Genomic DNA, 26,013 nt, shown 5'->3' on the forward strand with positions numbered 1-26,013 from the left:
TCGACGAGAAAAACTCGGCGATGGGCGCGCTTCGCGTCAGAGCGCTACGCCGCCTGCGGCCAGAACCGCCAGCGTCAGCAGTTCCGAAGCATTGGACGACATAGTGGCGATCTGCACCGATTTTTCCATGCCGACCAGCACCGGCCCGATCGTGGAGGTGCCGCCCAGTTCGCGCAGCAGCTTGGCCGAGATATTGGCCGATTGCAGCCCCGGCATGACCAGCACATTGGCCGGGCCGGACAGGCGGCTGAACGGATAATTCTTCATCACCGCCGGGTTGAGCGCCGCGTCGGGCGTCATTTCGCCTTCATATTCGAAATCGACGTCGCGTTCGTCCAGCACCTTCACGGCATCGCGGACATTGTCCAGATAGGCGCCGGGCGGATTGCCGAAGTTGGAATAGGAGAGGAAGGCGACCCGCGGATCATGGCCCATGCGGCGGGCGACGGCGACCGTGCCTTCCGCAATGTCCGCCAGTTCCACGGCCGAAGGGCGTTCATGGACGGTGGTGTCGGCCAGGAACACGGTCTTGTCCTTCGTCACCATGACATGGATGCCAAAGGGGGTGCGGCCGGCCGCCGGGTCCATCACCCGCTTCACTTCGCGCAGGGTCTGGCCATAGGGGCGGGTGACGCCGGTGATCATCGCATCGGCAACGCCCATCTTGACCAGCAGCGATCCGAAAATGTTGCGATCGCGATTGACCATCCGCTCGCAATCGCGGCGCAGATAGCCGCGACGCTGGAGGCGGGCGTAAAGCTGGTCGACCATATCGGGCACCAGCGGCGAATTGACGCTGTTGTGCAGTTCGAAGCTTTCGGGATCGCGCACGCCCAGTTCCTTGAGCTTGTCGCGCACATGATCGCGGCCGACCAGCACCGGAATGCCATAGCCATGTTCGCGGAACTGGATCGCGGCGCGCAGCACCACTTCCTCCTCCGCTTCGGCAAAGACGACGCGCTTGGGATTGGCGCGCGCCACTTCATAGGCGGTGGTGAGGACGGTGGTGGTCGGGTTGAGCCGGGCCTTGAGGGACTGGCGATAGGCGTCCATGTCCTCGATCGGCTTTTGCGCGACGCCGGTTTCCATCGCCGCCTGGGCGACGGCGGCGGGCACCACTTCCATCAGGCGCGGGTCGAACGGCGCGGGAATGATATAGTCGGGACCAAAGCTGTGCGAACGGCCATAGGCCTTGGCCACTTCTTCGGGCACCTGTTCGCGCGCCAGATCGGCAATGGCCTTGGCCGCCGCCAGCTTCATCGCTTCGTTGATGCCGGTCGCCCGCACGTCGAGCGCGCCGCGGAAGATGAAGGGGAAGCCCAGGACATTATTGACCTGATTGGGGAAGTCCGACCGGCCGGTGGCGACGATGGCGTCGGGGCGCACGGCATGCGCGTCGGGCGGCAGGATTTCCGGGTCCGGGTTGGCCATGGCGAAGATGATCGGATCGGCCGCCATCGATTTCACCATGTCCTGGCTCATCGCGCCGGCGACCGACAGGCCTAGGAACACGTCCGCGCCCTTCACCGCTTCGGTGAGGGTGCGCGCATCAGTCTTGACCGCATGGGCCGACTTCCACTGGTTCATGCCCTCGGTGCGGCCCTGATAGATCACGCCCTTGCTGTCGCACATGATCACGTTTTCGTGCGGGACGCCCAGCGCCTTGATCAGTTCGGTGCAGCTGATGGAGGCGGCGCCCGCGCCGTTCACCACCACCTTCATGTCCTTCATGTCGCGGCCGGTGAGCAGTGCCGCGTTGATGACGCCCGCCGCCGCGATGATCGCGGTGCCATGCTGATCGTCATGAAAGACCGGAATGTTCATCCGTTCCTTCAATGTAGTTTCGATTACGAAACATTCTGGCGCCTTGATGTCTTCCAGATTGATGCCGCCGAAGCTGGGTTCCATCAGTTCGACCGCGTCGATGAAGCGGTCGACATCCTCGGTCTTGAGTTCGATGTCGATCGAATCGACGTCGGCGAAGCGCTTGAAGAGGACCGCCTTGCCTTCCATCACCGGCTTGGACGCGAGCGCGCCGAGGTTGCCCAGGCCCAGAATCGCCGTGCCGTTGGAGATGACCGCGACCAGATTGCCCTTGGCCGTATAGTCATAGGCGGTCGCCGGATCGGCGGCGATGGCGCGCACCGGCACCGCGACGCCGGGCGAATAGGCAAGCGACAGATCGCGCTGGGTCGCCATCGGCTTCGACGCGATGATCTCGATCTTGCCGGGGCGTCCAGTCGAGTGGAAGAACAGCGCCTCGCGCTCGGAAAATTCCACGCTCGGTTTATCGGTCATCGGAACACCCATATTTTGGAACAATAAGTCGGCCCTAGCGGCAAGATTATCTTGGGGGCAAGTGCGAGAAGCGCAATTTTACTGCCCTTTTGCGAAGCTCTGGTTTCAGCGCGGGGTTCAGGCTATCCGCTGGCCCCATGGCTAGTTCGACCGATGGCAACACCCAACCGACCCCCATGATGGCGCAATATCTGGCGCTGAAGGCTGAAGCGCAGGATTGCCTGCTCTTCTACCGCATGGGCGATTTTTTCGAGCTGTTTTTCGATGACGCGAAAATGGCGGCGGCGACGCTGGACATCGCGCTGACCAGCCGAGGCGAACATGGCGGCGCGCCGATCCCGATGTGCGGCGTGCCAGTGCACAGCGCCGAAGGCTATCTGGCGCGGCTGATCAAGGGCGGGCATCGCGTCGCCATCGCCGAACAGACCGAGACCCCGGCACAGGCCAAGGCGCGCGGCGGCAAGACGTTGGTGGCGCGCGCGATCGTCCGCTATGTGACAGCCGGCACGCTGACCGAAGAAACTCTGCTCGACAGCCGGCGCGACAATATGCTGGTCGCGCTGGCGCAGGTCGGCGGAGCATCGGAGAATGGGGGCGCGGGTGAGATCGGCATTGCGGCTGCCGACATTTCGACCGGCCGGTTCGAAACCATGACCTGTCCGATCGGCGACCTGCCTGCCGAACTGGCCCGGTTGCGGCCGAGCGAGACGGTGGTGGCCGAAGGTTCGCCGCTCGATCTGGCCGACTGCCATCCGTTCGATCGCGCTGCTTTCTCCAGCGCGCGCGCGGAAGAGGCTCTGAAGCGCCTGTTCGGGGTGGCGACGCTCGACGGATTCGGCCAGTTCGGGCGCGCCGAGCTGGCGGCGATGGGAGGCCTGATCGCCTATCTCGACCATGCCGGCAAGGGCACATTGCCCTTCCTCGCCCCGCCGCTGCGCAAGACCAGCGGCGGCCATGTCGCGATCGACGCGGCGACGCGCGAAAGTCTGGAGATCGTCGCGACGATGGCGGGCGCACGGGCGGGCAGCCTGCTGGGCGCGATCGACCGCACGGTGACGGGCGCGGGCGCGCGGTTGCTGGGGCAGGATCTGTCGGCGCCGCTGATGGATCTGGCGGGAATCGAAGCGCGGCTGGGGCTGGTGCAGCTGTTCCATGACGATTCGATCCTGCGCGATCAGTTGCGCGGTGCGTTGCGGGCGTTGCCCGACATTGGCCGCGCGCTGGGGCGCGTGGCGGTGGGGCGTGGATCACCCCGCGATCTGGGGCAGTTGCGCGACGGGCTGGGTGAAGCGCGGTTGCTGCGCGAACGGCTGGGGCGGCTGAGCGAAACGCCGCAATTGTTGCTGCAATTGCTGCCGGCGCTGGACGGCCATGGCGCGCTGGTCGATGCGCTGGCGCGCGCGCTGGTGCCCGCGCCGCCGACGGAGACGGCGAGCGGCGGCTATATTGCCGATGGCTATGACGCCGCGCTGGACGAACTGCGCCGCATGGCGGGCGACGGCCGCCGCGCCATCGCCGCGCTGGAGGCGAAATATCGCGAACAGACCGGCATTTCCTCGCTCAAGATCCGGCATAATGGCGTGCTGGGCTATCATGTCGAAGTGCCCGCCCGCGCGGCCGACGCGCTGATGGCGCCCGACAGCGGCTTCACCCATCGCCAGACGCTGGCCGGCGTGGTGCGCTTCAATTCGATCGACCTGCATGAGGAAGCCGGGCGCGTCGCGCAGGCGGGCGCCCATGCGCTGGTGGCCGAAGCCGCGCATCTGGAGGGGCTGATCGAGGCGGTGCTGGACCGCAAGGCCGACATTGCCCGCGCCGCCGACGCGCTCGCCCGGCTGGACGTTGCCGCCGCGCTGGCCGAACGGGCGGCCGAGGGCGGATGGCAGCGGCCGCATTTCGTTGCCGACGACAGCGCCGGCCAGTGCCTGGACATCGTGGGCGGGCGGCATCCGGTGGTCGAGGATGCGCTGCGCAAGGATGGCCAGCCCTTCGTCGCCAATGATTGCCGGCTGAACGAAGCGGACCGGCTGTGGCTCGTCACTGGCCCGAACATGGGCGGCAAGTCGACCTTCCTGCGGCAAAATGCGCTGATCGTCATCTTGGCGCAGGCGGGCGGCTATGTGCCGGCGCAATCGGCGCGCCTGACTTTGGTCGACCGGCTGTTCAGCCGGGTCGGCGCATCGGACAATCTGGCCAAAGGCCGGTCGACCTTCATGGTCGAAATGGTCGAAACCGCCGCGATCCTGGCGCAGGCGACGCCGCGCAGCTTCGTCATTCTGGACGAGGTCGGGCGCGGCACATCCACCTATGATGGTCTGGCGCTCGCCTGGGCGGTGGTGGAGGCGGTGCATGAGGTCAATCGCTGCCGCTGCCTGTTCGCCACCCATTATCATGAGCTGACCCGGCTGGCCGAAAGCCTCGCCTCGCTCTCGCTCCACCATGTCCGCGCCCGCGAATGGAAGGGCGACCTGATCCTGCTGCACGAATTGTCGCAGGGACCGGCCGATCGCAGCTATGGTCTGGCCGTGGCGCGGCTGGCCGGGCTGCCGCCTGCCGTGCTGAAGCGCGCGAAAGATGTGCTGGCGCGGCTGGAGGCCGGCAAGGCGAAGACCGGCGGGATTGCGGCGGGGCTGGAAGATCTGCCGCTGTTCGCGGCAGTCGCAATGCCCGAGGAGGAGACGATCGATCCGCTGCGCGCGGCGATCGACGCTATCGACGCCGACACATTGTCCCCGCGTGAGGCGCTCGACCAGCTTTATCGATTGAAACAACTGGCCGCGCAGACGCAGCACGACTAGAGAACAGCCATGGTCATGCAAATCCCCGCCCTGGGATCGCGCCGCGCGATCATCGACCGGCGCGCCATTTCCGACAGGATCAACGCCCTGGCGCAAGAGCATCGGGGCGACGCCATGCGGCTGCGCGGCGGAATCGTCAAGGAACTGAAGGCCGCGCTGGATCAGGGCCGGAGCGAGGTGGCCAAGCGGCTGGAGGCCAAGCCCACGCGCGGGCGGGAAAGCGTGACCGCCTTCGCCTTTCTGGTCGATCAGATTTTGCGCATCCTGTACGATGCGACCACCCATCATCTGTATCCGGCCGGCAATCGCAGCACCGGCGAGCGGATCGTGCTGATTGCCGTGGGCGGGTATGGCCGGGGCGAAATGGCCCCGCACAGTGACGTCGACATCGGCTTCATCACCCCCTGGAAGCCCACCGGCTGGACCGAGCAGGTGATTGAATCCATGCTCTATTCGCTGTGGGATCTGGGGCTGAAGGTCGGGCATAGCAGCCGGTCGGTCGACGAGACGATGCGGATGGCCAAGAGCGACCTGACGGTGCGCACGGCGTTGCTGGAGGCGCGCTATGTGTGGGGCGATCGCGCACTCTATGAAGAAACCTCCGTCCGCTTCGATGCCGAGGTGATGCAGGGCAATGCCCGCGCCTTCGTCACCGAGAAACTGGAGGAGCGCGACGAGCGGCACAAGCGCATGGGCGACAGCCGCTATGTCGTGGAACCCAACGTCAAGGAAGGCAAGGGCGGGCTGCGCGACCTGCATACGCTGTTCTGGATCGGCAAATATGTGAACCGGGTCCGGTCGGTCGCTGAACTGGTCGATGTCGGCCTGTTGACGCAGGCCGAATTGCGGCAGTTCCAGAAGGCCGAGGATTTCCTGTGGGCGGTGCGATGCCACCTGCACACCATCACCGGCCGGGCCGAGGACCGGCTGACCTTCGACCTTCAGCTGGAAACCGCGACCCGGATGCACTTTACCGGCCGCGCCGGGCGGTCCGGGGTCGAGCGCTTCATGCGCTATTATTTCCTGAACGCGAAGACGGTCGGCGACCTGACCGCCGTGTTCCTGGCCCATCTGGACGACCAGATGGGACCGAAGGGACGGCGCTATATCCCGTCCATCTTCCGCCGGCCCAAAAAGCTGGACGGGTTCGTGCTGGATCGTGGGCGGCTCAGCTTGCCGAGCGACGATTTCTTTCAGGCGGACCCGGTGCGGCTGCTGGAAATCTTTGCCGTGGCGGACAAGCATGGCCTTCAGATTCATCCCAGCGCCATGCGCGCCGCCAGCCGCGACGCCGGGCTGATCACCGCCAAGGTGCGCAAGGACGCCCGCGCCAACGCCGCCTTCATGGAGGTGCTGACCAGCCCCCGCGATCCCGAGACGGTGCTGCGCTGGATGAATGAATCGACCGTGTTCGGCCGCTTCATTCCCGATTTCCGCCGCGTCGTCGCGCAGATGCAGTTCGACATGTATCATCATTATACGGTCGATGAGCATACCATCCGCGCGGTCGGGCTACTGGCGCGCATCGAGAAGGGCGAATTGCCCGGCGACCATCCACTGGCGACCGAACTGATGGGCAAGATTTTGTCGCGGCGCGTGCTCTATGTCGCGGTGCTGCTGCACGACATCGCCAAGGGGCGCGGCGGCGACCATAGCCTGCTGGGCGCGGAAGTGGCGGAGCATCTCTGCCCGCGCCTGGGCCTGACCCCGGCGGAGACCGAAACGGTCGCCTGGCTGGTGCGCTATCATTTGCTGATGTCGGCCACCGCCTTCAAACGCGATCTGGCCGACTACAAGACGATCCTCGATTTCGTCGATGTGGTGCAAAGCCCGGAACGGCTGCGCCTGCTGCTGTGCCTGACGGTGGTGGACATTCGCGCCGTTGGACCTAGCGTATGGAACAGCTGGAAACGGCAGTTACTGGGCGACCTGTATGACGCGGCGGAAGAAGTGCTGCGGCTGGGCCACAAGCAGAAGGGGCGCAGCGAGCGCGTCGCCGCCAAGCAGGCCGCGCTCCAGCGGGCGATGGGCATGGACGACGCCGCGTTCGAAGCGTTCAGCCGCCGCCTGCCCGAATCCTACTGGATCGCCGAGCCCGAAGACATATTGGTCCACAACGCCCAGCATATCTTGGAATCGGGCGATTCCCCGCTGTCGATCGCCGCGCAATATTATCCGCAGCGCGGCGCGACGCTGGTGACGGTCTATGCCACCGACCATCCGGGCCTGTTCTACCGCATCGCCGGGGCGATCCATCTGGCTGGCGGCAACATCATCGACGCGCGCATCCACACGACGCGCGACGGCGTGGCGATCGACAATTTCCTGGTGCAGGATCCACTGGGCGGCGCATTCCACAGCCCCGAACAGCTGACCCGCATCCGCAACGCGATCGAGGATTCGCTGTCCAACCGGCACCGGCTGATCACCAAGCTGGCGGCCCGCCCGCTGACCCGCACCCGCGCCGAAGCCTTCCGCATCGAACCCAATGTGCTGATCGACAACAAGGCGTCGAACCGCTTCACCGTGGTCGAGGTGAACGCCCGCGACCGGCCGGCGCTGTTGTTCAGCCTGGCCAATGCGCTGTTCCAGTCAAAAGTGACGGTGCACAGCGCCCATGTCGCCACCTATGGCGAGCGCGCGGTCGACACATTCTACATCACCGACCTGTTGGGCGGAAAAATAGAGAGCAAGGCGCGGTTGCAGACTCTGGAGCGGCGGTTGCTGGAGGCGGCCGGCGGCGAGGTCGGCGAAGCGCTGGAGATGGCGTAACGGGATAAGGTGCTCCTGCGAAAGCAGGAGCCCAGGGTTCAAGAGTCTGCCCGTGAGACTCTGGACTCCTGCTTTCGCAGGAGCACATTGATTTTATGCTATCTCCATCGCGTCGCCGGGGGACAGAAGCGGCAACAGGCGCAGCATGTCGGCGCGATCGACGGCGACGCAGCCCGCCGTCGGTCGGCCTTCGGACAGATGGAAGAAGATGGCGCTGCCCTGCCCCGGCACCGGCGGCGCATCATTATGCCCCAGTATGACAATGACGTCATAGGCGTCATCGCTGCGGATCAGGTTTTCAGCGGAAAAGGCGCGCGGCAGGCGGACGGGCCGGTTATAGGCGGGGTCAGCAATATCGTCCGACCAGCCGTCATTGGCGCGCACCCAGCGCCATGGCAAGCGGATGCCGGTCGCCGTGACCTTGCCGGGGCGCAGCAGGACGCCGCGCAGGGGCAATGTGCCGATCGGCGTGCAGCCATCCCCTTCCCGCTTGTCCGCCGCCGCGCAGGCACCGCCACGGCCGATGGTGCAGGCCATGGTCAGATCGCCGAAGGTCAGGCGGCCCGCGCCGCTGTCGACGCGGATGAAAGCCCTGTCTTTCTTTTGCGTGATTTTCGCGCCGCCAGATGTCCCATCTGACTTGAAATCACTCATAGCTGATGGCCGGTGCGGTCGCGCTTGGTGGCGAGATAGCGTTCATTATGCGGGTTGGTCGGCAGGATGATGGGCAGGCGCTCCGTCACCTTGATTCCCGCCGCTTCCAGCCCCGTCACCTTGTTGGGATTGTTGGTGAGCAGCCGCACCGCCCCGACGCCCAGCAGATCCAGCATCCGCGCCGCGACCGAGAAATCGCGCGCATCGATGGCAAAGCCCAGCCGGACATTGGCGTCGACTGTATCGAAACCCTGATCCTGCATCGCATAGGCGCGCAATTTGTTGACGAGGCCGATGCCGCGTCCTTCCTGCCGCAGATAGAGCAGGATGCCCCAGGGCGCGTCGGCAATCTGGTGCAACGCCTCATGCAGTTGCGGGCCGCAATCGCATTTCAGGCTGCCCAGAACATCGCCGGTCAGGCATTCGCTGTGCAGGCGGATGACCGGCGGCGAGGAATCGCGCTTGCCCACGATCAGCGCGACATGCTCGCGCGGTTCGTCCGGGCTGCGGAAGGCGACAATCTCCGCGCTCTCGCTGGCCGACACGGGCAGGCGCGCACGGGTGGCGACAGCGAGATGGACAGCATCGTCATAGGCGGCGATGTCATCGGCGCTGACCACCGCTTCGACCGGGGCGTCATCCTGCATCAGGAAATAGGCGGGCAGGATGCCGGCGAGCCGGGCAAGGCGCAGCGCCGCCTTGGCGGCCTGCGGCGCGGGCAGCGCACGCGCGCGGAACGGTCCCTTGAGCGGCGAGGCGAGGTCCAGCACCGGATCGGCGATGGCGGTCGCGACATCGGCGTCGATCCAGGGGGTGCGATCGACCAGCACCGGCAGTTCGGGGTCAGCCGCCGCCAATTGGTTGGCGAGCTTCAATGTTTCGGCGCGGGCGGCGGAAATGAGAATGTCCGCCTTCGCATCGGGATCGAAGCCGGCGAGCGTCACCGCGTCCGCCCCCTCGACCGCCATCAGGCGGATCGCGCCGTCCGCAGCGGTCAGGCGGATCGCCCAGCCGCGTCGCAGCGCGTCAATGGCGCGAGCCGCATTGCGTCCGTTCATCAGAAGGCGAACTCGGTGATGATCGGAATATGATCGGACGGCTTGCCCCAGCTGCGTGCAGGTTCGACCACGCGATGGCTGGTCGCCTTGTCCGCCACATCCTTCGTCATCCACATATGGTCGAGGCGCCGACCGCGATCGGAGGCGAGCCAGTCCTTCGCGCGATAGCTCCACCAGGTATAGAGGCGCGCCGGGGCGGGATGGAAATGACGGCCAATGTCGACCCAGTCGTTCGACGCCTGCAAACGGCCCAGTATCTCGCACTCGACCGGCGTGTGGCTGACGACGTCGAGCAGTTGCTTGTGGCTCCACACGTCGGATTCGAGCGGGGCGATGTTGAAATCGCCGGTCAGGATGGTCGGCTTGTTATCCAGCGCCGACGACCATTGAATCATGCGTTCGAGGAAATCGAGCTTCTGGCCGAATTTGGGATTCACGTCCCGGTCGGCCACATCGCCGCCGGCGGGGACATAGACATTCTCGATCCGCACGCCGTTATCCAGCCGCACGCCGACATGGCGCGCTTCGCCATTGGCCTGCCAGTCGAACCGATCATCCTCATGCACCGGCACCTTGCTCATGATCGCGACGCCATGGTGCATGCGCTGACCGTTCAGCACCTGATGGACATAGCCCAGCCGTTTGAACATGTCGGTCGGGAAAATCTCGTTCACCACCTTCGTTTCCTGAAGGCAGAGAATGTCGGGCGCTTCCTGACGCAGCAACTGTTCGACGATGTCGATGCGCGCGCGGACGGAGTTGATGTTCCAGGAGCAAATGGAAAGAGTGTCGGCCATGCTACGCCAACTAGGAGTCCGCGCGGCGTTGCGCAAGCGGCAGCAGGATACAGCAGGCAAAGTAAGACCCCCGCTCCGGGGGCGTGGAACGGGGGTCTCGATCGCGCCCTTGAAGCGCTTCGCGGCGAAGGGTGGGGACCGGGTAACAGGGGGGAAATCCCGGTATTGTCCTCCGCCGTGAGTTACTGGATAGCGCCCTTCATATGAGCCGCAGATGAACGGAAAGGAAAGTTTTTCAATCCGTCCGACAGGCTGCTCGGGCCGTCCTGCACTGCACCATCATCAGCCGCCAGCGGACCGCCCCTTGGGCCGCGGATCGACCCAGCGGAAGGCGGAATCGGCGACCGGCACGCCATAGCGCTGGTTGGTCAGGCGCACCGCGGTGCGATTATTCTGCGAATCGAGCGCCACCCAGCCATAAAGCTGAAGCCCCGCCGGACTGCCCGGATCGCGCTTGAAGATCATCGATATGGTGCCGAATTCGGGCCGCCTGGGATCGCGCGCCTGCACGCTCAGGATCGACGGATCGCCGGTCGGCACGATCTTTCCAAGCTTGGACAGATCCTTTGACGGATCGACCAGTGCGCCCAGCGGGGAATTGCCGATCGGCCAGCGTTGCACCTGACGCACTTCATAATCGATGATGGTCAGCGCCTTGCCGTCGCCCACGATCAGCAGCGGCACGCCCTTCTGATATTGGAAGCGGATCTTGCCGGGCTGTTTGATGGTCAGCTGGCCGGTCAGTGTCTGGCCATTGCGGTCCGTCTGGCTGAAATCGGCGGTCATGGTGGTGACGGCGCGGATATAGGCGTTGACCTTGGCAAGATCGGACTGTTCCTGCTGCGCGGCGGCAGGCAGGGCCGGCACGACCAGCGGTGCGGCGGCAAGGACCAGCGCGAGGGGCGCAATCATGCGCTTCATGGCGTTCAACTCCGGTTGTTCAGGGACGATGGATGTAGGCGGCGGGGCTTGAACCCGCTGTGAACCCGGCTGTTCCCAAAATGTAAGGAAGGAAGGGTGATGGGGGAGAGCATATGCGATCAGCCGGCACGGATTGCAGCCATGCTCAATCCCCCATGCTCCCGCCTCGCCATGCCGGTCTTTCCGGCGGCACCGCTCCAATTATGTTATCGGCGCGGCAGCAGCAGGCAGACCCCTAGACCCTTCTGAAGACAAAAAAAAGGGCCGATCTGACGATCAGCCCTGAAAGTTTTTAGGAGAGGATGCCTGAAAGGCCTGCTCTCTATGTCCTGACCGCTTGTTTGCCGCAAATGCGAAGGGCGAAACGACGATTGCATAATGCGCAATCGTTCCCCCTTTCCGTCGATTCAGATCGGATTCCCATTTTCGTCGCGCAGCACTTCGCGGCGGCCGACATGGTTGGGCGGACCGACCAGCCCTTCCTCCTCCATGCGTTCGATCAGGCGCGCGGCCGAATTATAGCCGACGCGCAGCTGGCGTTGCAGCCAGCTGGTCGACGCCTTCTGATTTTCGAACACCAGCTGGCACGCCTTGCGGAACAGCTGGGCGTCGGGGCTGTCGTCGCCCAGATCGACGCCGTCAAGCGCGAAGCTGCCCTCTTCCGGTTCTTCGGTAACGGCGGAGATATAGTCGGGCTGGCCCTGCGCCCGCCAATGATCGGCGACCACGCGCACCTCGTCATCGCTGACGAAGGGACCATGGACGCGGGTCAGCCCCTTGCCGCCATGCATGTAGAGCATGTCGCCCTTGCCCAGCAGCTGTTCGGCGCCCTGTTCGCCCAGGATGGTGCGGCTGTCGATCTTTGACGTGACGAAGAAGCTGATGCGGGTCGGCAGGTTCGCCTTGATGACGCCGGTGATGACGTCGACCGAGGGGCGCTGCGTCGCCAGGATCAGGTGAATGCCGGCGGCGCGGGCCTTTTGCGCGAGGCGCTGGATCAGGAATTCGACTTCCTTGCCCGCCGTCATCATCAGGTCGGCGAGTTCGTCGACCACCACCACGATCTGCGGCAGCGGCTGGAAATCCAGCTGCTCCTCTTCATAGATGGGCTTGCCGGTGTCGGGATCATAGCCGGTCTGGACCCGGCGGCCGAGCGGCTTGCCCTTGGCCTTCGCCGCGCGGACCTTCTCATTATAATTGGCGAGATTGCGGACCGAGATGGACGCCATCATGCGATAGCGGTCCTCCATCTGCTCCACCGCCCATTTGAGCGCGCGGATCGCCTTGCTCGGTTCGGTGACGACCGGGGCGAGCAGATGCGGAATATCGTCATAGGTCGACAATTCCAGCATCTTGGGATCGATCATGATGAGGCGCAGCTGGTCGGGCGTCATGCGGTAGAGCAGCGACAGGATCATCGCGTTCAGGCCCACCGACTTACCCGAACCCGTGGTGCCCGCGATCAGCAGATGCGGCATCGGCGCAAGATCGGCGATGATCGGTTCGCCCGAGATATTCTTGCCTAGAATGATCGGCAGGGTCGCTTCCTGCGCAAACTGTTCCGACGTGATGAGTTCGCGGAAGGACACGCCTTCGCGGTTGGCGTTGGGCAGTTCGATGCCGATCACGGTGCGGCCGGGGATGGTCGCGACGCGGGCCGAAAGCGCCGACATGTTGCGGGCGATGTCATCCGCCAGCGCGATGACGCGGCTGGCCTTGATGCCGGGGGCCGGCTCCAGCTCATACATGGTCACGACCGGGCCGGGCCGAACCTCGACAATATTGCCCTTCACATGGAAGTCGTCGAGCACGGATTCGAGCAGGCGGGCGTTGCGCTCCAGCGCGGCCTTGTCGATCTTGCCGCCCTGGCTGGCGGGAATGGGGTTGAGCAGGTCGGGCGACGGCAGCGAGCTGTTGCCGAACAGATCATCCTGACTGACGGGCGCCATCGACCGCTGCACCGGCGCGGGCTTGGGCGTCTGGATGGTGATGGGCGGCTTGGGTTCGTTCGACACCTGCTTGCGCGGGGCGATGACGCGCTCGGACGGTTCATCCTCGCTATCGTCGCTGTCGGCTGGCGCGGCGGCGCCGGCAAAGCTGAGGCTGAGGTTGGGGCGCGGCAGGCTGAGCCGGGGCAGCGTGGGGCGGCGCAGCGCAATGATCGGCTTTTCCAGCGCCAGACTGCGATAGCAGGTGAAGAGGCCAGCGATCACCGCCACGAAAATGAGCACGCCCTTGATCCAGGGCGCGGCGACCGGAACCTGCGCGGTCAGGCTGGCGACGCCCTTGGCCGTGACGAGGCCGATGACCCCGCCCCAGCCGGCGGGCAGGCCGACCAGAGGTTCGATCTGGAACAGGGCCAGCGCGATGCCGATCAGCGATATGCCGAACAGGCATTTGCCAAATTGCCCCTTCCACCCGGTCATGTCCTGATCGCCCCAGAGGCGGCGGGCGGTGATGGCCATCAGCGGCAGGATCAGCGCCACCGGCACGCCGAGGAGCCAGAGCAGGAAGTCAGCCGTGAAAGCGCCGGGCGCGCGCATGATGTTGGACACATGATCGCCCGCCACCGTGTTCATAGACGGATCGCTGGGCGCATAGCTCAAAAGCGCCAGCGCCAGGAACAGGGTCGCCAGCATGAGCGCGATCGCGCCGATCAGCGCGCCGCTGCGAAGGAGGCTGCGCTTGAGCATTTCGCGCCATTCCGGCGATCGTTTCACGGTGCGGCCGACGGCCATATTCTTCAATGTCCCCCAAATGTTCCAGATCGGCACAATGCGCCAAGCGGGGAGTCCCGGTCAAGGGCGCGGCCGATCGGCTCGTCCCGAAGCGTCGGGGAAATCAGGCGCGGGCCAGCGCCACCAGCGCGTCGCCATCGACCCGCTGCACCGTCCATTCGTCCATCGGCCGGGCGCCCAGCGCGCGGTAGAAGGCGATCGAGGGTGCGTTCCAGTCGAGCACCGACCATTCCAGGCGCGCGCAATCGCGTTCGATCGCCAGCCCGGCCAAACGCGCCAGCAGCGCCTTGCCCGCGCCAAGGCCGCGTGCTTCGGGCAGGACGAACAGATCCTCCAGATAGAGGCCCGGCCGTCCTTCGAAGGTCGAGAAATTGTGGAAGAAAAGCGCGAAGCCGACGGACGCGCCGTCATGATCGGCAATCAGCACCTCCGCCATCGGGCGCGGGCCGAACAGATAGCGGGCCAGCGTATCGCGATCGGCCTTCACCGCATGGGCCAGCCGTTCATAGTCGGCCAGCGCGCGGATGAAGGTGAGGATGACGTCGATGTCCTGCGCCACCGCGTCCCGAATGATGATCCCGCTCATGCTATGCCTGCCTCCACATGCGCCAAATCGGCCCGTTTTGCGCGCGCCGCGATAAGGCAGCCGATAACGATCAGCAATGCGCCGGCCACGGTGGTCAGCGTCACCGCCTCGCCAAAGGCCAGCCAGCCGATGATCGCCGCCCAGACGAAGGCGCTATATTCGACCGGAATGAGCCGCTGCGCCTCCGCCCGGGCATAGGCCCAGGCGAGCGCGGCGAGCGAAGTGAAGGCCAGCGTCGCCGCAAGCAGCACCAGCGGCGCGGCGGTGAGCGGCGGGAATGTGGCGAGCCATGGCGCGCCCAGCGCGAAGACGCCGAGCATGACGAGATGCTGGAAGAAGGCGACCTCCACCGGAGAGGCGCGCTGCGCCTGCTGCCGCTGGAGGATGAGGTTCCAGGCGAAGAGCATGGCGGAGGCCAGCACCGCCAGCGCGCCCAGCAGGGCATCGGCGTCATAATCGCCGCGCAGCCGGCCCGACAGGATCACGCCGACGCCGACCAGCCCCAGCAGCGACGCGCCGATCGCTTCGCGCCCGACCTTTTCCTTGAGCAGCCAGGCGGCGAGGTACAGGGCGACGAGCGGCGCGATGAAGGAGAGCGCAATGGCTTCGGCCAGCGGCAGGCGCATGATCGCCCAGAAGAACAGCCCCGCCATCAGCGCGACGACCGTGCCGCGCAGCAGATGGAGCCGCAGGACCGCCCGATCGGGCCAGCGCTGGCGCAACAGCAGCATCAGCGCGAGGCCGAGGACAGTCCCCGTCACCGCCCGCCAGAAAAGCGCATTATAAAGGCCGATGGAAAGGCTCAGCCCCTTCATCGCGGCGTCCATGACGGAGAAGAGCGCAACGCCGGCGCAGCAGACGGCAAAGGGAATCGCGAAGGCGCGGTTTTCAGCCATTGCGAGTCAGCGGATCAACCGAATGTCGATACCGATGTCCAGTTCCGCCCAGAGTCGATCGGCCGTCATGACCGGCAGGTCGTTCAGTCGCGCCAGGGCAAGACAGGCGCGATCGCCCAGAGACAGGCCCAAATGTCTGGTCAACGGCCGCAAAGCTGCTGTTTCGAGTGCATGAGCTTCCCGAAAGGATCGAATGCGCAGCCCCAGCCGCATCACCTGATCCTCCGCATCATCCTTCGCCAGTCCGGCCTCGATCAGCTTTGTGTAGGTTTCACACAGGTTGATGATCGACATCTGCGCTGTCGCCATGTGCGGTCGAACCTTGTCTGCCCCATGTTCGTCCAGCAACACCGTCAGCAAGGCCGATGTATCGAGGATGACGGTCATTCACGATCCGCTTCAGCGCGCCGTTCGGCAATGAAAGAGTCCACGGTGAAAGGCTGTTTGATCAGCGATTTGAGATTGGACTGCACCTCTCGCAACATCTGATCATAGCTTTTGACCAATATTCCGTCGCCATGGCGTTCGAAAATGATCCGGTCGCCATCCTGCAGGCCAAACTCCCGGCGCAACTCCGCCGGGAAGACGGCCTTGCCCCCTGCAATCATTTTGCCGCTGTAGGTCATGTCTGATCTCCAAGACCTGAATAGCGCATTGGTCCTGAAGCGCCAAGCTTACTCCGCCGCGACCTTCCCTGCGTCGGTGCTTTCCGCTTCCAGCTTGGCTGCTTCGATCTCGGCCGCCTTGGCTTCGACCAGACGGACGATGTGGTCGACCATGTCGGCATCCTGAATCGTGTGGTCGGTCACGCCCGACAGATAGACCATATGCTTGCCATTGCCGCCGCCGGTAAGGCCGATGTCGGTTTCGCGCGCTTCGCCAGGGCCGTTGACCACGCAGCCCAGCACCGAGAGCGACAGCGGCGTGTTGATGTGCTGAAGCCGTTCCTCCAGCGCCTGCACGGTGCGGATCACGTCGAAACCCTGCCGCGCGCAGGAGGGGCAGGAAATGACCTTCACCCCGCGGGTGCGGATGCCCAGCGTCTTGAGCATCTCGTAACCGACGCGCACTTCTTCTTCAGGTTCGGCCGACAGGGATACGCGGATCGTGTCGCCGATCCCGGCCCAAAGCAGATTGCCGATGCCGATGGCGCTCTTCACCGTGCCGCCGATCAGGCCGCCCGCTTCGGTGATGCCAAGATGCAGCGGACAATCGACCGCGTCGGCCAGTTGCATATAGGCGGCGACGGCAAGGAACACGTCGCTGGCCTTCACCGCCACCTTATATTCGTGGAAGTCCTGATCCTGGAGCAGCTTGATATGGTCGAGCGCGCTTTCGACCAGTGCTTCGGGGCAGGGTTCGCCATATTTTTCAAGCAGATCGCGCTCCAGCGACCCGGCGTTGACGCCGATGCGGATCGAACAATTATTCGCCTTGGCCGCCTGCACCACTTCGCGCACGCGCGCTTCGCTGCCGATATTGCCCGGATTGATGCGCAGGCACGCCGCGCCGGCGTCCGCCGCCTCCAGCGCGCGCTTATAATGGAAATGAATGTCGGCGACGATCGGCACGCGTGCGGCGCGCACGATCTGGCCGAGCGCGGCGGTCGACTCCTCGTCGGGGCAGGACACGCGAATGATGTCGACGCCGGCATCCTCGCACCGGCGGATCTGGTCGATCGTCGCCTTGACGTCGTGGGTCAGCGTGTTGGTCATGGTCTGGACGCTGACGGGCGCGTCGCCGCCGACGGGCACATTGCCGACCATGATCTGGCGGCACTGGCGGCGGGCAATGTCGCGCCAGGGACGCAGGCCGGGATTATGTTCGGACATGAAAAAAGGGGCTCCGTTGGTACGAAGCCCCTATAGGGATTTTTGATGACGGTTAGAAGCGCTGGCTTCAGAAACGCAGGGTCATCGATGCGGCGACCTGATCGGCATTGCCGCTGGTTTGCGCCAGCGTGGTCGCGGTGACGGTCGCGGGCGAGGGAAAATAGCTGTCGGGGCGGATGATGTTCGCCTTTTCCACGAAGGTGTGGGCGTAGCTGAGGTTCAGTGCGGCGGCGGACGAAATGTTGAAGGTCGCGCCGCCAGTCAGCCAAACGCGATCGCCATCGGGCACGCGCGTCGTCAGATGCTGCGGATTGGTGGGCGAGCGATCGAACATGGTGCCCGCCCGCAGGGTGAGCGCCGGGCTGACATCATATTCGCCGCCGACGCTGACCGAATAGCTGTCCCTATAGTCCAGTTCCTTGTTGGTCGTGCCGGTGGCGGAAGTGACGGCGATCCCCTTGAACCGCGACCAGTTATACCATTTGCCGGTCAGCATGGCGCGCAGATTGGGGGTCAGTTTGTGCATCATGCTGACGGTGACGATGTCGGGCAAGTTGAGCGGCGCGCTGGCGTCAAATTCGCCATTGCCCGCCGCGATCGGTCCGACCAGACCGGACACCAGTTGCGTGCCCTGCAATTTGTGGCTGACGCCCGAGCGATAATGCACGCCGAAATTGGTGTCGCCGGTGGTGTAGAACAGCCCGGCATTCCAGCCGACCGACCAGTCGTCGCCCTTCAGGCTAGCGAAGCCGTCCGTGGGGACGAGCGGCGAAAGCTGGGGCAGCGCGTTGGTCAGCGTGGCCTTCACATATTGCACGTCCACGCCGCCGCCGATCGACAGATTGTCGGTCAGCTTATAGGCGGCGGAGGGCTGGATATTATAGGTTTTAAGGTCGGTGTAGAGCGAGTCATAGCGGCCGAAGAAGCCGTCGTCATATTCCAGCTTCAGGCCAAAAGGCGCGTTGACGCCCAGGCCGACCCACAGCCGGTCGCTGACCTGCGCGCTGGTGTAGAAGCTGGGGATCGGGATCACGCTTTCGAACGGCTGGCCGCCATCATTGCCGCTGATCGGCACGCGCACGGTGGAGCCGGGGATCGAGCGATAGGAACCACGATTGGTTTGGTGCGCGGAGGCCATCAGCGCCGATCCGCCGGCAGAAACCTGAATACCCTGCAACTGCGTCATCGCGGCCGGGTTGAAATAGATGGTCGAAGGATCATCACCGGCCGCGGCGCCGCCGGACAAAGCGCGGCCGATTTCGATCGGCGATTGTTCCTGAAGATAGAATCCGCCGGCAAAGGCAGGGAGCGGCGCGCTGATGGCGCCCGCAGCCAGCAGGATATGGGTAAGACGGCGGCTGGGGAACATGGCAAATCCTCTACTTGTTTGGCGACTCTTCTGGTGCCGGCTGGCGCTGCTCCAACGCGCAAACCAGGCTTATGAGCCAAGCGGCTTATCAAAGATGCGGTTAATTTCCAGTGCACTGACCGAAGAAACACGCGTTTTCCGGCGGTTCTGGCTGGTTGGTCGTCCCGTGGACGCTACGGCGACGACGCAAAGCAGGCGACGAAAGAAGGACAAAAAAAAGCCGCCCGGAGGGGCGGCGTTTAGTTTTTAGGAGAGGATGCCTGAAAGGCGAGTTCCTTTTGCGGTGCAGTGACGATTGTCGCAAATGCGAAACATGGCGGTCCGATTGCGTTTTCTGCAATCGTTGTCAGAAATCACGATTTCCGTAAGGGAAAGGTAGCGAAAAAAAATGTTAGCGCTGTCACATGCTCCAATGCGGACGCGCTTGCTCAGCCATTTTCCAACCTTTGCACACCCGAATCAGCCAATTGCGAATCAAGCTGCGCGATCAGCCGCATCAACGCCGATTCGTCGTGCGCCTCCGCCCGCGCAACGAGCGCCGCCTGCGTGTTCGACGCGCGCAACAGCCACCAGCCGTCGGCGGTGCGGACGCGCGCGCCGTCAATATCGCACAATTCCGCTCCCGCAGCGCGCAAGCGGGCGAGGACTTCGTCGATTACCGCGAACTTGCGCGCTTCGGGCACGGCGAAACGCAGTTCCGGGGTGATGATGCTGGCCGGCAGATCGTCGCAAAGAGCCGTAACGCTGCGGCCGAGCGCGGTGACGAGGCGGATCAGGCGCACGGCGGCGTAGAGGCCATCATCATAGCCGGGATAATCGTCGGCGAAGAAGATGTGGCCGGTGGTTTCGCCGGCCAGCAGGGCGCCAGTCTGCTTCATTCTGGACTTGATATGGCTATGGCCGGTCTTTGCCATGTCCGGCTGCCCGCCCAGCGCGGCGATGGCGTCGAAGATGGTCTGACTAGCCTTCACATCGGCGATAATGCGCGCGCCGGGATGGCTTTTCAGCAGTTGCCGGGCGAACAGCATCAGCAACTGGTCGCCTGCAATCGCCCTGCCCTGCCCGTCGATCACGCCGATCCGGTCGCCATCGCCATCGAAAGCCACACCGAAATCGAGCTGTCTGTCGCGGACAAGCGCGCGCAGATCGGCCAGATTCTTCTCATCGGAAGGATCGGGATGATGGTTGGGAAAATGGCCGTCTACATCGGTGAAGAGCAGATGATGCTCACCAGGGAGCAACTGGACCAGCTTCTCCACCACCGGGCCGGCGGCGCCATTGCCCGCATCCCAGCCGATGCGGCAGGCCGGGCCGTCGAACCCCTGCATCAGCCGCGCGACATAGGCGCCCATCAGGTCGATGGTTTCGACGCTTCCCGCACCAGATTCCCAGTCGCCCGCCGCCGCCATCGCGCCCAGCATCTGGATGTCCGCGCCAAAGAAGGGCGCATGATGCTTCACCAGCTTGAAGCCATTCTGATCGCCGGGATTGTGACTGCCGGTTATCTGGATGCCGCCATCTACATCCTGCGTCGCTTCGGCATGATATAGCATGGGTGTGGGGCCAAGGCCGATGCGCAGCACGTCTATGCCGGTGGCGACCAGCCCGTCGATCAGCGCGCCCTCCAGCATTGGCGAACTGAGCCGTCCGTCATAGCCCACCGCGATGCGCCGGCCGCCAGACCGGGCGATGACCGTGCCGAAACTGCGGCCAAGCGCATAAGCATCGGCTGCATGCAGCGTATCGCCCACCGTGCCGCGCAGATCATAGTCGCGCAGCAGCGTCAGGTCGAAGCGATGACTCAACAGTGGCTTACCCCTGTTTCCGTTCGTCCAGCAACAGGTCGCGCGCGGCGTTGATCTGGGCGGCGAGCGCTTCGGTGCCGCCCTTGTCGGGATGGACGGAGGCGATCAGGCGGCGATGGGCGGCGCGGATCGCCGTGGCATCGGCATCGGGCGCGACACCGAGCAGGGCGCGCGCCTTTGCCACATCATCGGCGCGGGGCGGCGCTGGCGGGGCGGCGGGGCGTTTGCGCGCCTTGGTGCGGGCATTGCCCTGTTTCGCGAAAAAGAGCGCCGCGCCGATCAGCAGCGGCGCGCCGATCACCGGCTTGCCCTTGGCCGCCAGCACCGCGCCAACCAGGGCCGCGCCCAGCGCCATGCCATCCTTTGCCGTCATGCGTTGCAGCCTTCCCGTCCAGATCAGCCAGACCGCCAGGCCAGCCAGCAGCAGCGTCAGCCCCCCCATCAGGCGGCGCCGAGCAGGTCCAGCGACACCGCGCCATCATCGGTGGGCAGCGCCAGGCCCGACACCATTTCGCGCAATTCCTGCCGCGCGGCGATGTGGCTGACGCCCAGTTCGCCCAGATGCCCCTTGTCCAGCAAGGTCAGGCCCGAGGGAAAGAGTTCGCGGAAGATGACGCGCTCCGACAGGCCGGGAATGACGCGGAAGCCGACGCGGCGGGACAATTCCATCAGCGCGTCGCCCACCCGCTTCTTGTTGCGGGCGTCATGATGCTGGACGCGGTTGCGCAGCACGACCCAGTCGATCGTCACGCCATCGACCTTCGCCCGCGTCTTGCGCGCGTCGAAGATGAGTTCGGAATAGAAGGACAGGCGGCGCACCTTGAAGGTTTCGGGATCGACCTGCCCAATGAGGTCGAAATCGACGAAACTGTCGTTCATCGGCGTGACCAGCGTATTGGCGTGCGGCGCCAGATGACGGGCATAGACGTCGTCGCGGCCGGGCGTGTCTACGACCAGAAAATCCTTGCCCTGCGCCAGCATGATGACCTGATCGTCCAGCGCATCGATGCTGTCGCCGGTGAAGACGTCGAAATCGGGCATGGGCAGGTCGATGCCGCGCCGCCGGGCGGTTTCCTGGCGATTTTCCATGTAACGGGTGACGGTGCGCTGGCGCGGGTCAAGGTCGATCATGCCGACTTTATGGCCCAGCGCAGACAAAGCGATCGCCGTATGCACCGCTGTGGTCGACTTGCCGGTCCCGCCTTTCTCATTGGCGAAAACGATGAGATGCGGCTGCGGATTAGCCATTGGCCCCTGTAAACCCCGTTGATTGTCGCAATGCATGTTGACGGTCGCGCCGGCCCCAGCCTAGCAGGACTGCAATATCCTGTCGCCCTTATCGGAGCCATGACTTCCGTGCAAACGCTGCGTGACCTGCCTTCCCTTCGCTCTGCCGTCGATGCCCTGAAGGGCGATGGAAAGCCGCTGGTTCTGGTGCCGACCATGGGCGCATTGCATGACGGGCATATGGCGCTGGTGGAAGAAGCGCGGCGGCACGGACGGCATGTCGTCGTGTCAATCTTCGTCAATCCGCGCCAATTCGGTCCGAACGAGGATCTGGCCGCCTATCCCCGGCGCGAGGCGAAGGATGCGCAGATGCTCCAGTCCGCCGGCGTCGACATTCTCTGGATGCCCACCGTCGACGTCATGTATCCGGCCGGATACGCCACCAACATTAGCGTGTCGGGAATTAGCGACGGGCTGGACGGCGCGGCGCGGCCGGGCCATTTCGACGGGGTCGCAACGGTGGTGACGAAGCTGTTCAATCAGGTGCGGCCCGATGTCGCGATTTTTGGCGAGAAGGATTATCAGCAACTGGCGGTGATCCGCCGCTTCGTCGCCGACCTCAATCTGCCCATCGAGATTGTCGGCATGCCGACCCAGCGGGCCGAGGATGGCCTGGCCCTCTCCTCCCGCAACGCCTATCTGACCGACGAGGAGCGCAAGGCGGCGCTGGCGCTGCCCCGCGCGCTGGGCGAGGCGAAGCGGCAGATCGAGAAGGGCGAGCCGGTCGAAGGCGCGCTGGCCAAGGCGATCGCGACGCTGGCGGCGCAGGGCTTTGACCCGATCGACTATGTCGCGCTGTGCGACGCGGCGACGCTGGAGCCGATGATGGTGCTGGATCGCCCGGCCCGGCTGCTGGGCGCGGCGAAGCTGGGCAAGACCCGGCTGATCGACAACATCGCCGTCGACCCCGCCTGAAAATCTGTCTGGAAATTGTGAAGAAGCGTATTTTCGGTGCAGTGAAAGTGCCGCGCCGCTAACCAGCCCGCACTTCTTCGTCGCTCCACCAGCGCAGATGATGGGCAACGCCGCTCTGCCGTACACAGGCTTCCAGCGCATCGGCCAGCCGCTCCACCGTCTCGCGGGTGTCGATCCGGCGCAGCCAGCGCCAGATCCGGGGCCGCGACGGCGTGATGAAGCATAAATGCCCGTCGGGATACTCCGCATAGGCACCGCAACCTATCCACAGCGGGAAGCAATCCTGCGCGATCTTCACGCACCATCCCCAATCTTCCGCCACCATGCGCTCGATGCGATAGCCATGGGCCGGCAACGCCGTCGTCAGCAAACGGGCCACAGTCTCGCCGCCCGGCCGGACATGGGGCGGGTCGCGCAGCGCGCCGGATCGAAATTCCAGATGCGACCGCATCACTGTCTCTGTTCGTTACCAGCCCAGTTCGGCAGCATGGTCCGGGTCGCTGAGTGCGGTCAAGCGGCGTGCAGCGCGCCGGGCGAAGCGCAATGTCTCCGCCTTGCGCCGGGCGGCCGCCAGCGGTTCGACCGGGGCGGGGCGCACCAGTTCGGCGTCATATTGGTCCGCCACGATCAATCCGGTGCGCGTCGGCCATAACGCCTCGCTGTCGAACGGCCCGAGGTCGAACCCGGCCGGCACCGCCCAGAAGAAACGATCGCAATAATCGAAATAGTCGGTCCACTTATTGTCGCCCAGCAGGTCCGCGCGGCTGCACTTGATCTCCACGATGGTCAGCCGCCCGGCGCTGTCGATCGCCATGATGTCCGCGCGCCGGCCATTGGGCAGCGGCACTTCCAATATGCCGCTCATGTCATGCCGGAAGAACAGACGCAGCGTGCCCCGCGCCACCGCCAGCGCGGTGCCATCGGTCAGCGGTGAACAGACATCGTCGGAAGCGGTGCTCATGGCGCGAACCTTAGAACAATTCAGGAACAAAAGAAAAGGCCGATTCGGACATTCCGAACCGGCCCTGGATTTTTGCCGCGATTGCGCGCCGAAGCGCAGGCCAATCAACGATAAAAGATGTGATTGTCGATCGACGCCAGCTTGGCCTTGCCCCAACCCGGCGAAACGCGGCGGGCATGGAAATAGAGCGCACCTTCGGCCAGACTGTCCCAGCTGTCATCGGTGGCGATCTGGGCGATGGCGACGGCTTCGCGCCAGCTGCGGCTTTGTTCGCGGATCGGCGGCATGCCATGGCCGCGCACGAAGCTGAACTGGCTGGGCTGATACACCACGCCGCACAGGCTGTCGGCGAAACGGCCGGACCTGGCGCGGTTGATGATTACGCGCGCGACGGCCAGCTGGCCTTCCAGGCTTTCGCCCTTGGATTCGAAATAGACTGCTCCGGCCAGGCACTTCATGTCGCCGTCCAGCTCCTCGGGCGCGCCTTGGGCGTCGACCAGAGCAGCGAGGCTGGTTGCCTGCACGTCGGAGTCAGGAGAAATTACGGTGTCGCCCTGGGGGGCGGAAGCCAGCGGCTGCGAAACTTCGCGCGGCGTGGCGAAAATGACGGGCTTGGATGCCGTCCCGGCTTCGATCGGAAGCACGGTAGCCGATCCCAGCGTCTCGCTGGCAACCGACATATCAGAGGCCGTGACCGCAGCGGCGGCGGACAGGGCAAAGGCTGCGGCAATGGCAGCTTTCAGACGAAAACTCATTCGGGTTCAAAAACATGCGGTTCTTGGCCTGGGCGTCGCGTTTTTAACCCAAATTCGCTGCAACGACCGGCCGCCCCCCGTCTGCGTGTTTACCGCGCCCGCCCCCCGTGGACGATTGCGGCAACCTGCGCGTTGGCGTTTGGGGCCTCTGCACGGCGCAGGACAAGGAGTCAACGATCAGCAGATCGTTTCAGCGGCGAACCGTTCCGCTTCCGGGACGTCGAGTTCCACGACCCACAGGTCGGGGTCCGACCTGCGACGGCGCGCCATATATTGGGTCATCGCCTCCGGACCCTCCTCCGGGGCGGGTCCACAGCGCATCAACGCATAACCGCCGTCAAGGTTCGGCACCCGTTCAAAAAGACCCGATTCCTGTCCCTTTTCAAGCGTCTGGACCAATATGACGCCGCTGATCTCGTCGCCCTTGACCAATATGGTGGCAAAGCCGCCCTCGGCCGCCACCCGGCGGCGCAGCGCGCCCACCAGCATCGCACTGGTCAGGCGCGGCGCGGCGTAGGGATCAGCCCCCATATCCCGGTAGCGATGACAGCGGAAATTGCGACCGCATGAAGGTGCCGGTGCCGCGTCCCACCTCTTCCCCGTCCGAATCGATCAGACTCGCTTCGGCCACGAAGACACGGCGCTTGCCGCTGATCCACCGCCCTTCGGCGCGGATGCGGCCCGGCCCGATCGGGCGGGTGAACAGCAGGTTGAAGGCAGTGGTCAGCAGAAACCGATCGCTAACCAGACTGTTGGCGGCGTAGAAGGCCGCATCGTCCAGCATCTTGAAATAGACGGTGCCATGCACCGCGCCGGCGGCATGGAACTGCCCTTCATCGACCTCGAAATCGATGACCGAATGGCCCGGTGCGCTGATGGTCAGCGCCGATGGAAACAGCCGGTTGATCGGCGCGGAGGCATAGAGTCGCTCCAGCGCGCGGAAATGCGCCGCTTCGCCACTCGGGCTGTCAGCGCCGCTCAGGCCGTCAGGCTGCGTCACGCGCCCCGCCGCCCGCCAGCAACGCATGCAGCGCCTCGGTCGATTGCGCCCCGCGCAGCCGCGCCACATTATTTTCATCGCGCAGATAGCGGGACACGCGCGCCAGCGTCTTCAAATGTTCCGCACCGCTGTCCACCGGGAGAGGAGCGCGAACACGACATCGACCGGCGCTTCGTCCACGGCGTCGAACGGCACCGCCGGATCGAGCAGCACGACCACGCCGCACATTCTGGTCAGACCCGCAATCTTGGCATGCGGAATGGCGACGCCGCCGCCGAACCCGGTCGATCCCAGTCGCTCACGTTCGAACAGGGCGTCGCCCACTTCGTCGGCGTCCAGATCATAGGCGCAGGCGGCCAGAGCCGCGATCTTCTGGAACAGCGCCTTCTTGCCGTTCGCCGCCAGCCCCGTCGCCAGCGCGTCGGGCGAAACGATGTCGTTGAAGTTAACCATGATCTATCCGAAACGGCCGAGCCGCGCAGGCCAAGTCATCGCGCTTGTGCTCGGACAATGAAAGCCCGGCCCCATAAGCCGCCTGCATCATCAGGTCAAGGCGAGGGGCCGGGCGTTT

General features: G+C 64.7%; 23 protein-coding genes and 1 pseudogene. 3 read left to right on the top strand and 21 right to left on the bottom strand.

Features of this window, described 5'->3' with window-relative positions; all coding sequences use genetic code 11:
* Positions 1–36: 36 nt before the first annotated feature.
* On the bottom strand, positions 37–2,298 hold the full coding sequence (locus ACFOKF_RS18450; protein ID WP_380797515.1) for an NADP-dependent malic enzyme: 2,262 nt from the start codon (positions 2,296–2,298) through the stop codon (positions 37–39).
* Positions 2,299–2,435: 137 nt separating this feature from the next.
* Between ACFOKF_RS18450 and mutS the strand changes: the two genes are divergently transcribed.
* Both mutS and ACFOKF_RS18460 read left to right on the top strand, forming a co-directional pair.
* Positions 2,436–5,096, top strand: a complete 2,661-nt coding sequence (gene mutS / locus ACFOKF_RS18455; RefSeq protein ID WP_380797517.1) for a DNA mismatch repair protein MutS — start codon at positions 2,436–2,438, stop codon at positions 5,094–5,096.
* A gap of 9 nt (positions 5,097–5,105) precedes the next feature.
* The gene (locus tag ACFOKF_RS18460) at positions 5,106–7,868 is read left to right on the top strand and encodes a [protein-PII] uridylyltransferase (protein WP_380797518.1); all 2,763 of its coding nucleotides are present in this window, start codon (positions 5,106–5,108) and stop codon (positions 7,866–7,868) included.
* 93 nt (positions 7,869–7,961) lie between these two features.
* On the opposite strand, the gene ACFOKF_RS18465 is transcribed toward ACFOKF_RS18460, so the two are convergent.
* The 14 genes from ACFOKF_RS18465 to ACFOKF_RS18530 all read right to left on the bottom strand — a co-directional run bounded on the left by ACFOKF_RS18465 (position 7,962) and on the right by ACFOKF_RS18530 (position 21,772).
* Positions 7,962–8,405, bottom strand: coding sequence for a L,D-transpeptidase family protein (locus ACFOKF_RS18465; protein ID WP_380797879.1), 444 nt, complete (start codon positions 8,403–8,405; stop codon positions 7,962–7,964).
* Between the two features lie 113 nt (positions 8,406–8,518).
* A complete protein-coding gene (gene ribA / locus ACFOKF_RS18470; protein WP_380797519.1) occupies positions 8,519–9,580 on the bottom strand; it encodes a GTP cyclohydrolase II in 1,062 nt (353 codons plus the stop codon).
* On the bottom strand, positions 9,580–10,377 hold the full coding sequence (locus ACFOKF_RS18475) for an exodeoxyribonuclease III (RefSeq protein WP_380797521.1): 798 nt from the start codon (positions 10,375–10,377) through the stop codon (positions 9,580–9,582). The genes ribA and ACFOKF_RS18475 overlap by 1 nt, the downstream gene beginning before the upstream one ends.
* 282 nt (positions 10,378–10,659) lie before the next feature.
* Positions 10,660–11,298, bottom strand: a complete 639-nt coding sequence (locus ACFOKF_RS18480; RefSeq protein ID WP_380797522.1) for a LolA family protein — start codon at positions 11,296–11,298, stop codon at positions 10,660–10,662.
* A gap of 407 nt (positions 11,299–11,705) precedes the next feature.
* Positions 11,706–14,036, bottom strand: a complete 2,331-nt coding sequence (locus tag ACFOKF_RS18485; RefSeq protein ID WP_380797524.1) for an FtsK/SpoIIIE family DNA translocase — start codon at positions 14,034–14,036, stop codon at positions 11,706–11,708.
* Between the two features lie 103 nt (positions 14,037–14,139).
* Complete coding sequence (locus ACFOKF_RS18490) at positions 14,140–14,622, bottom strand: GNAT family N-acetyltransferase (RefSeq protein ID WP_380797525.1); 483 nt, start codon at positions 14,620–14,622, stop codon at positions 14,140–14,142.
* On the bottom strand, positions 14,619–15,518 hold the full coding sequence (locus ACFOKF_RS18495) for a DMT family transporter (protein WP_380797526.1): 900 nt from the start codon (positions 15,516–15,518) through the stop codon (positions 14,619–14,621). The genes ACFOKF_RS18490 and ACFOKF_RS18495 overlap by 4 nt, the downstream gene beginning before the upstream one ends.
* 6 nt (positions 15,519–15,524) lie before the next feature.
* Positions 15,525–15,905, bottom strand: a complete 381-nt coding sequence (locus tag ACFOKF_RS18500) for a type II toxin-antitoxin system VapC family toxin (RefSeq protein WP_380797528.1) — start codon at positions 15,903–15,905, stop codon at positions 15,525–15,527.
* Positions 15,902–16,144, bottom strand: coding sequence for an AbrB/MazE/SpoVT family DNA-binding domain-containing protein (locus tag ACFOKF_RS18505; RefSeq protein WP_380797531.1), 243 nt, complete (start codon positions 16,142–16,144; stop codon positions 15,902–15,904). The genes ACFOKF_RS18500 and ACFOKF_RS18505 overlap by 4 nt, the downstream gene beginning before the upstream one ends.
* Positions 16,145–16,192: 48 nt before the next feature.
* Positions 16,193–17,350, bottom strand: coding sequence for a flavodoxin-dependent (E)-4-hydroxy-3-methylbut-2-enyl-diphosphate synthase (ispG, locus tag ACFOKF_RS18510; protein WP_380797533.1), 1,158 nt, complete (start codon positions 17,348–17,350; stop codon positions 16,193–16,195).
* Positions 17,351–17,417: 67 nt separating this feature from the next.
* A complete protein-coding gene (locus ACFOKF_RS18515) occupies positions 17,418–18,719 on the bottom strand; it encodes an OmpP1/FadL family transporter (protein ID WP_380797535.1) in 1,302 nt (433 codons plus the stop codon).
* Positions 18,720–19,147: 428 nt separating this feature from the next.
* The gene (gene pgmG / locus ACFOKF_RS18520) at positions 19,148–20,524 is read right to left on the bottom strand and encodes a phosphoglucomutase/phosphomannomutase PgmG (protein ID WP_380797537.1); all 1,377 of its coding nucleotides are present in this window, start codon (positions 20,522–20,524) and stop codon (positions 19,148–19,150) included.
* A gap of 7 nt (positions 20,525–20,531) precedes the next feature.
* On the bottom strand, positions 20,532–20,966 hold the full coding sequence (locus ACFOKF_RS18525) for a J domain-containing protein (RefSeq protein ID WP_380797539.1): 435 nt from the start codon (positions 20,964–20,966) through the stop codon (positions 20,532–20,534).
* Positions 20,966–21,772 (bottom strand): division plane positioning ATPase MipZ, encoded by an 807-nt coding sequence (locus ACFOKF_RS18530; RefSeq protein WP_298400005.1) that lies wholly within the window; start codon positions 21,770–21,772, stop codon positions 20,966–20,968. Before ACFOKF_RS18530 ends, ACFOKF_RS18525 begins: the two co-directional genes overlap by 1 nt.
* Before the next feature lie 108 nt (positions 21,773–21,880).
* Here ACFOKF_RS18530 and panC point away from each other — a divergent pair, with 108 nt between their 5' ends.
* Entirely contained in the window at positions 21,881–22,726 is an 846-nt protein-coding gene (gene panC / locus ACFOKF_RS18535) for a pantoate--beta-alanine ligase (protein ID WP_380797880.1), read from the top strand.
* Between the two features lie 58 nt (positions 22,727–22,784).
* Here panC and ACFOKF_RS18540 read toward each other — a convergent pair whose 3' ends face one another.
* The 6 genes and pseudogenes from ACFOKF_RS18540 to ACFOKF_RS18565 all read right to left on the bottom strand — a co-directional run bounded on the left by ACFOKF_RS18540 (position 22,785) and on the right by ACFOKF_RS18565 (position 25,895).
* Positions 22,785–23,177, bottom strand: coding sequence for a hypothetical protein (locus ACFOKF_RS18540; protein WP_380797541.1), 393 nt, complete (start codon positions 23,175–23,177; stop codon positions 22,785–22,787).
* 15 nt (positions 23,178–23,192) lie between these two features.
* Positions 23,193–23,687 carry an MmcB family DNA repair protein gene (locus ACFOKF_RS18545; protein WP_298400019.1) on the bottom strand — a complete coding sequence of 165 codons (495 nt, stop codon included), beginning with the start codon at positions 23,685–23,687 and terminating at the stop codon, positions 23,193–23,195.
* Between the two features lie 104 nt (positions 23,688–23,791).
* Positions 23,792–24,442 (bottom strand): cell wall hydrolase, encoded by a 651-nt coding sequence (locus ACFOKF_RS18550; RefSeq protein WP_380797545.1) that lies wholly within the window; start codon positions 24,440–24,442, stop codon positions 23,792–23,794.
* 177 nt (positions 24,443–24,619) lie between these two features.
* Entirely contained in the window at positions 24,620–24,973 is a 354-nt protein-coding gene (locus tag ACFOKF_RS18555; RefSeq protein WP_380797547.1) for a DUF1491 family protein, read from the bottom strand.
* On the bottom strand, positions 24,963–25,469 hold the full coding sequence (locus tag ACFOKF_RS18560; protein WP_380797548.1) for a PaaI family thioesterase: 507 nt from the start codon (positions 25,467–25,469) through the stop codon (positions 24,963–24,965). The genes ACFOKF_RS18555 and ACFOKF_RS18560 overlap by 11 nt, the downstream gene beginning before the upstream one ends.
* Positions 25,429–25,895: pseudogene (locus ACFOKF_RS18565) on the bottom strand (PTS sugar transporter subunit IIA). Before ACFOKF_RS18565 ends, ACFOKF_RS18560 begins: the two are co-directional and overlap by 41 nt.
* Between the last annotated feature and the right edge of the window lie 118 nt (positions 25,896–26,013).

Source organism: Sphingobium rhizovicinum, from assembly GCF_042647625.1.
Classification (GTDB): domain Bacteria; phylum Pseudomonadota; class Alphaproteobacteria; order Sphingomonadales; family Sphingomonadaceae; genus Sphingobium; species Sphingobium rhizovicinum.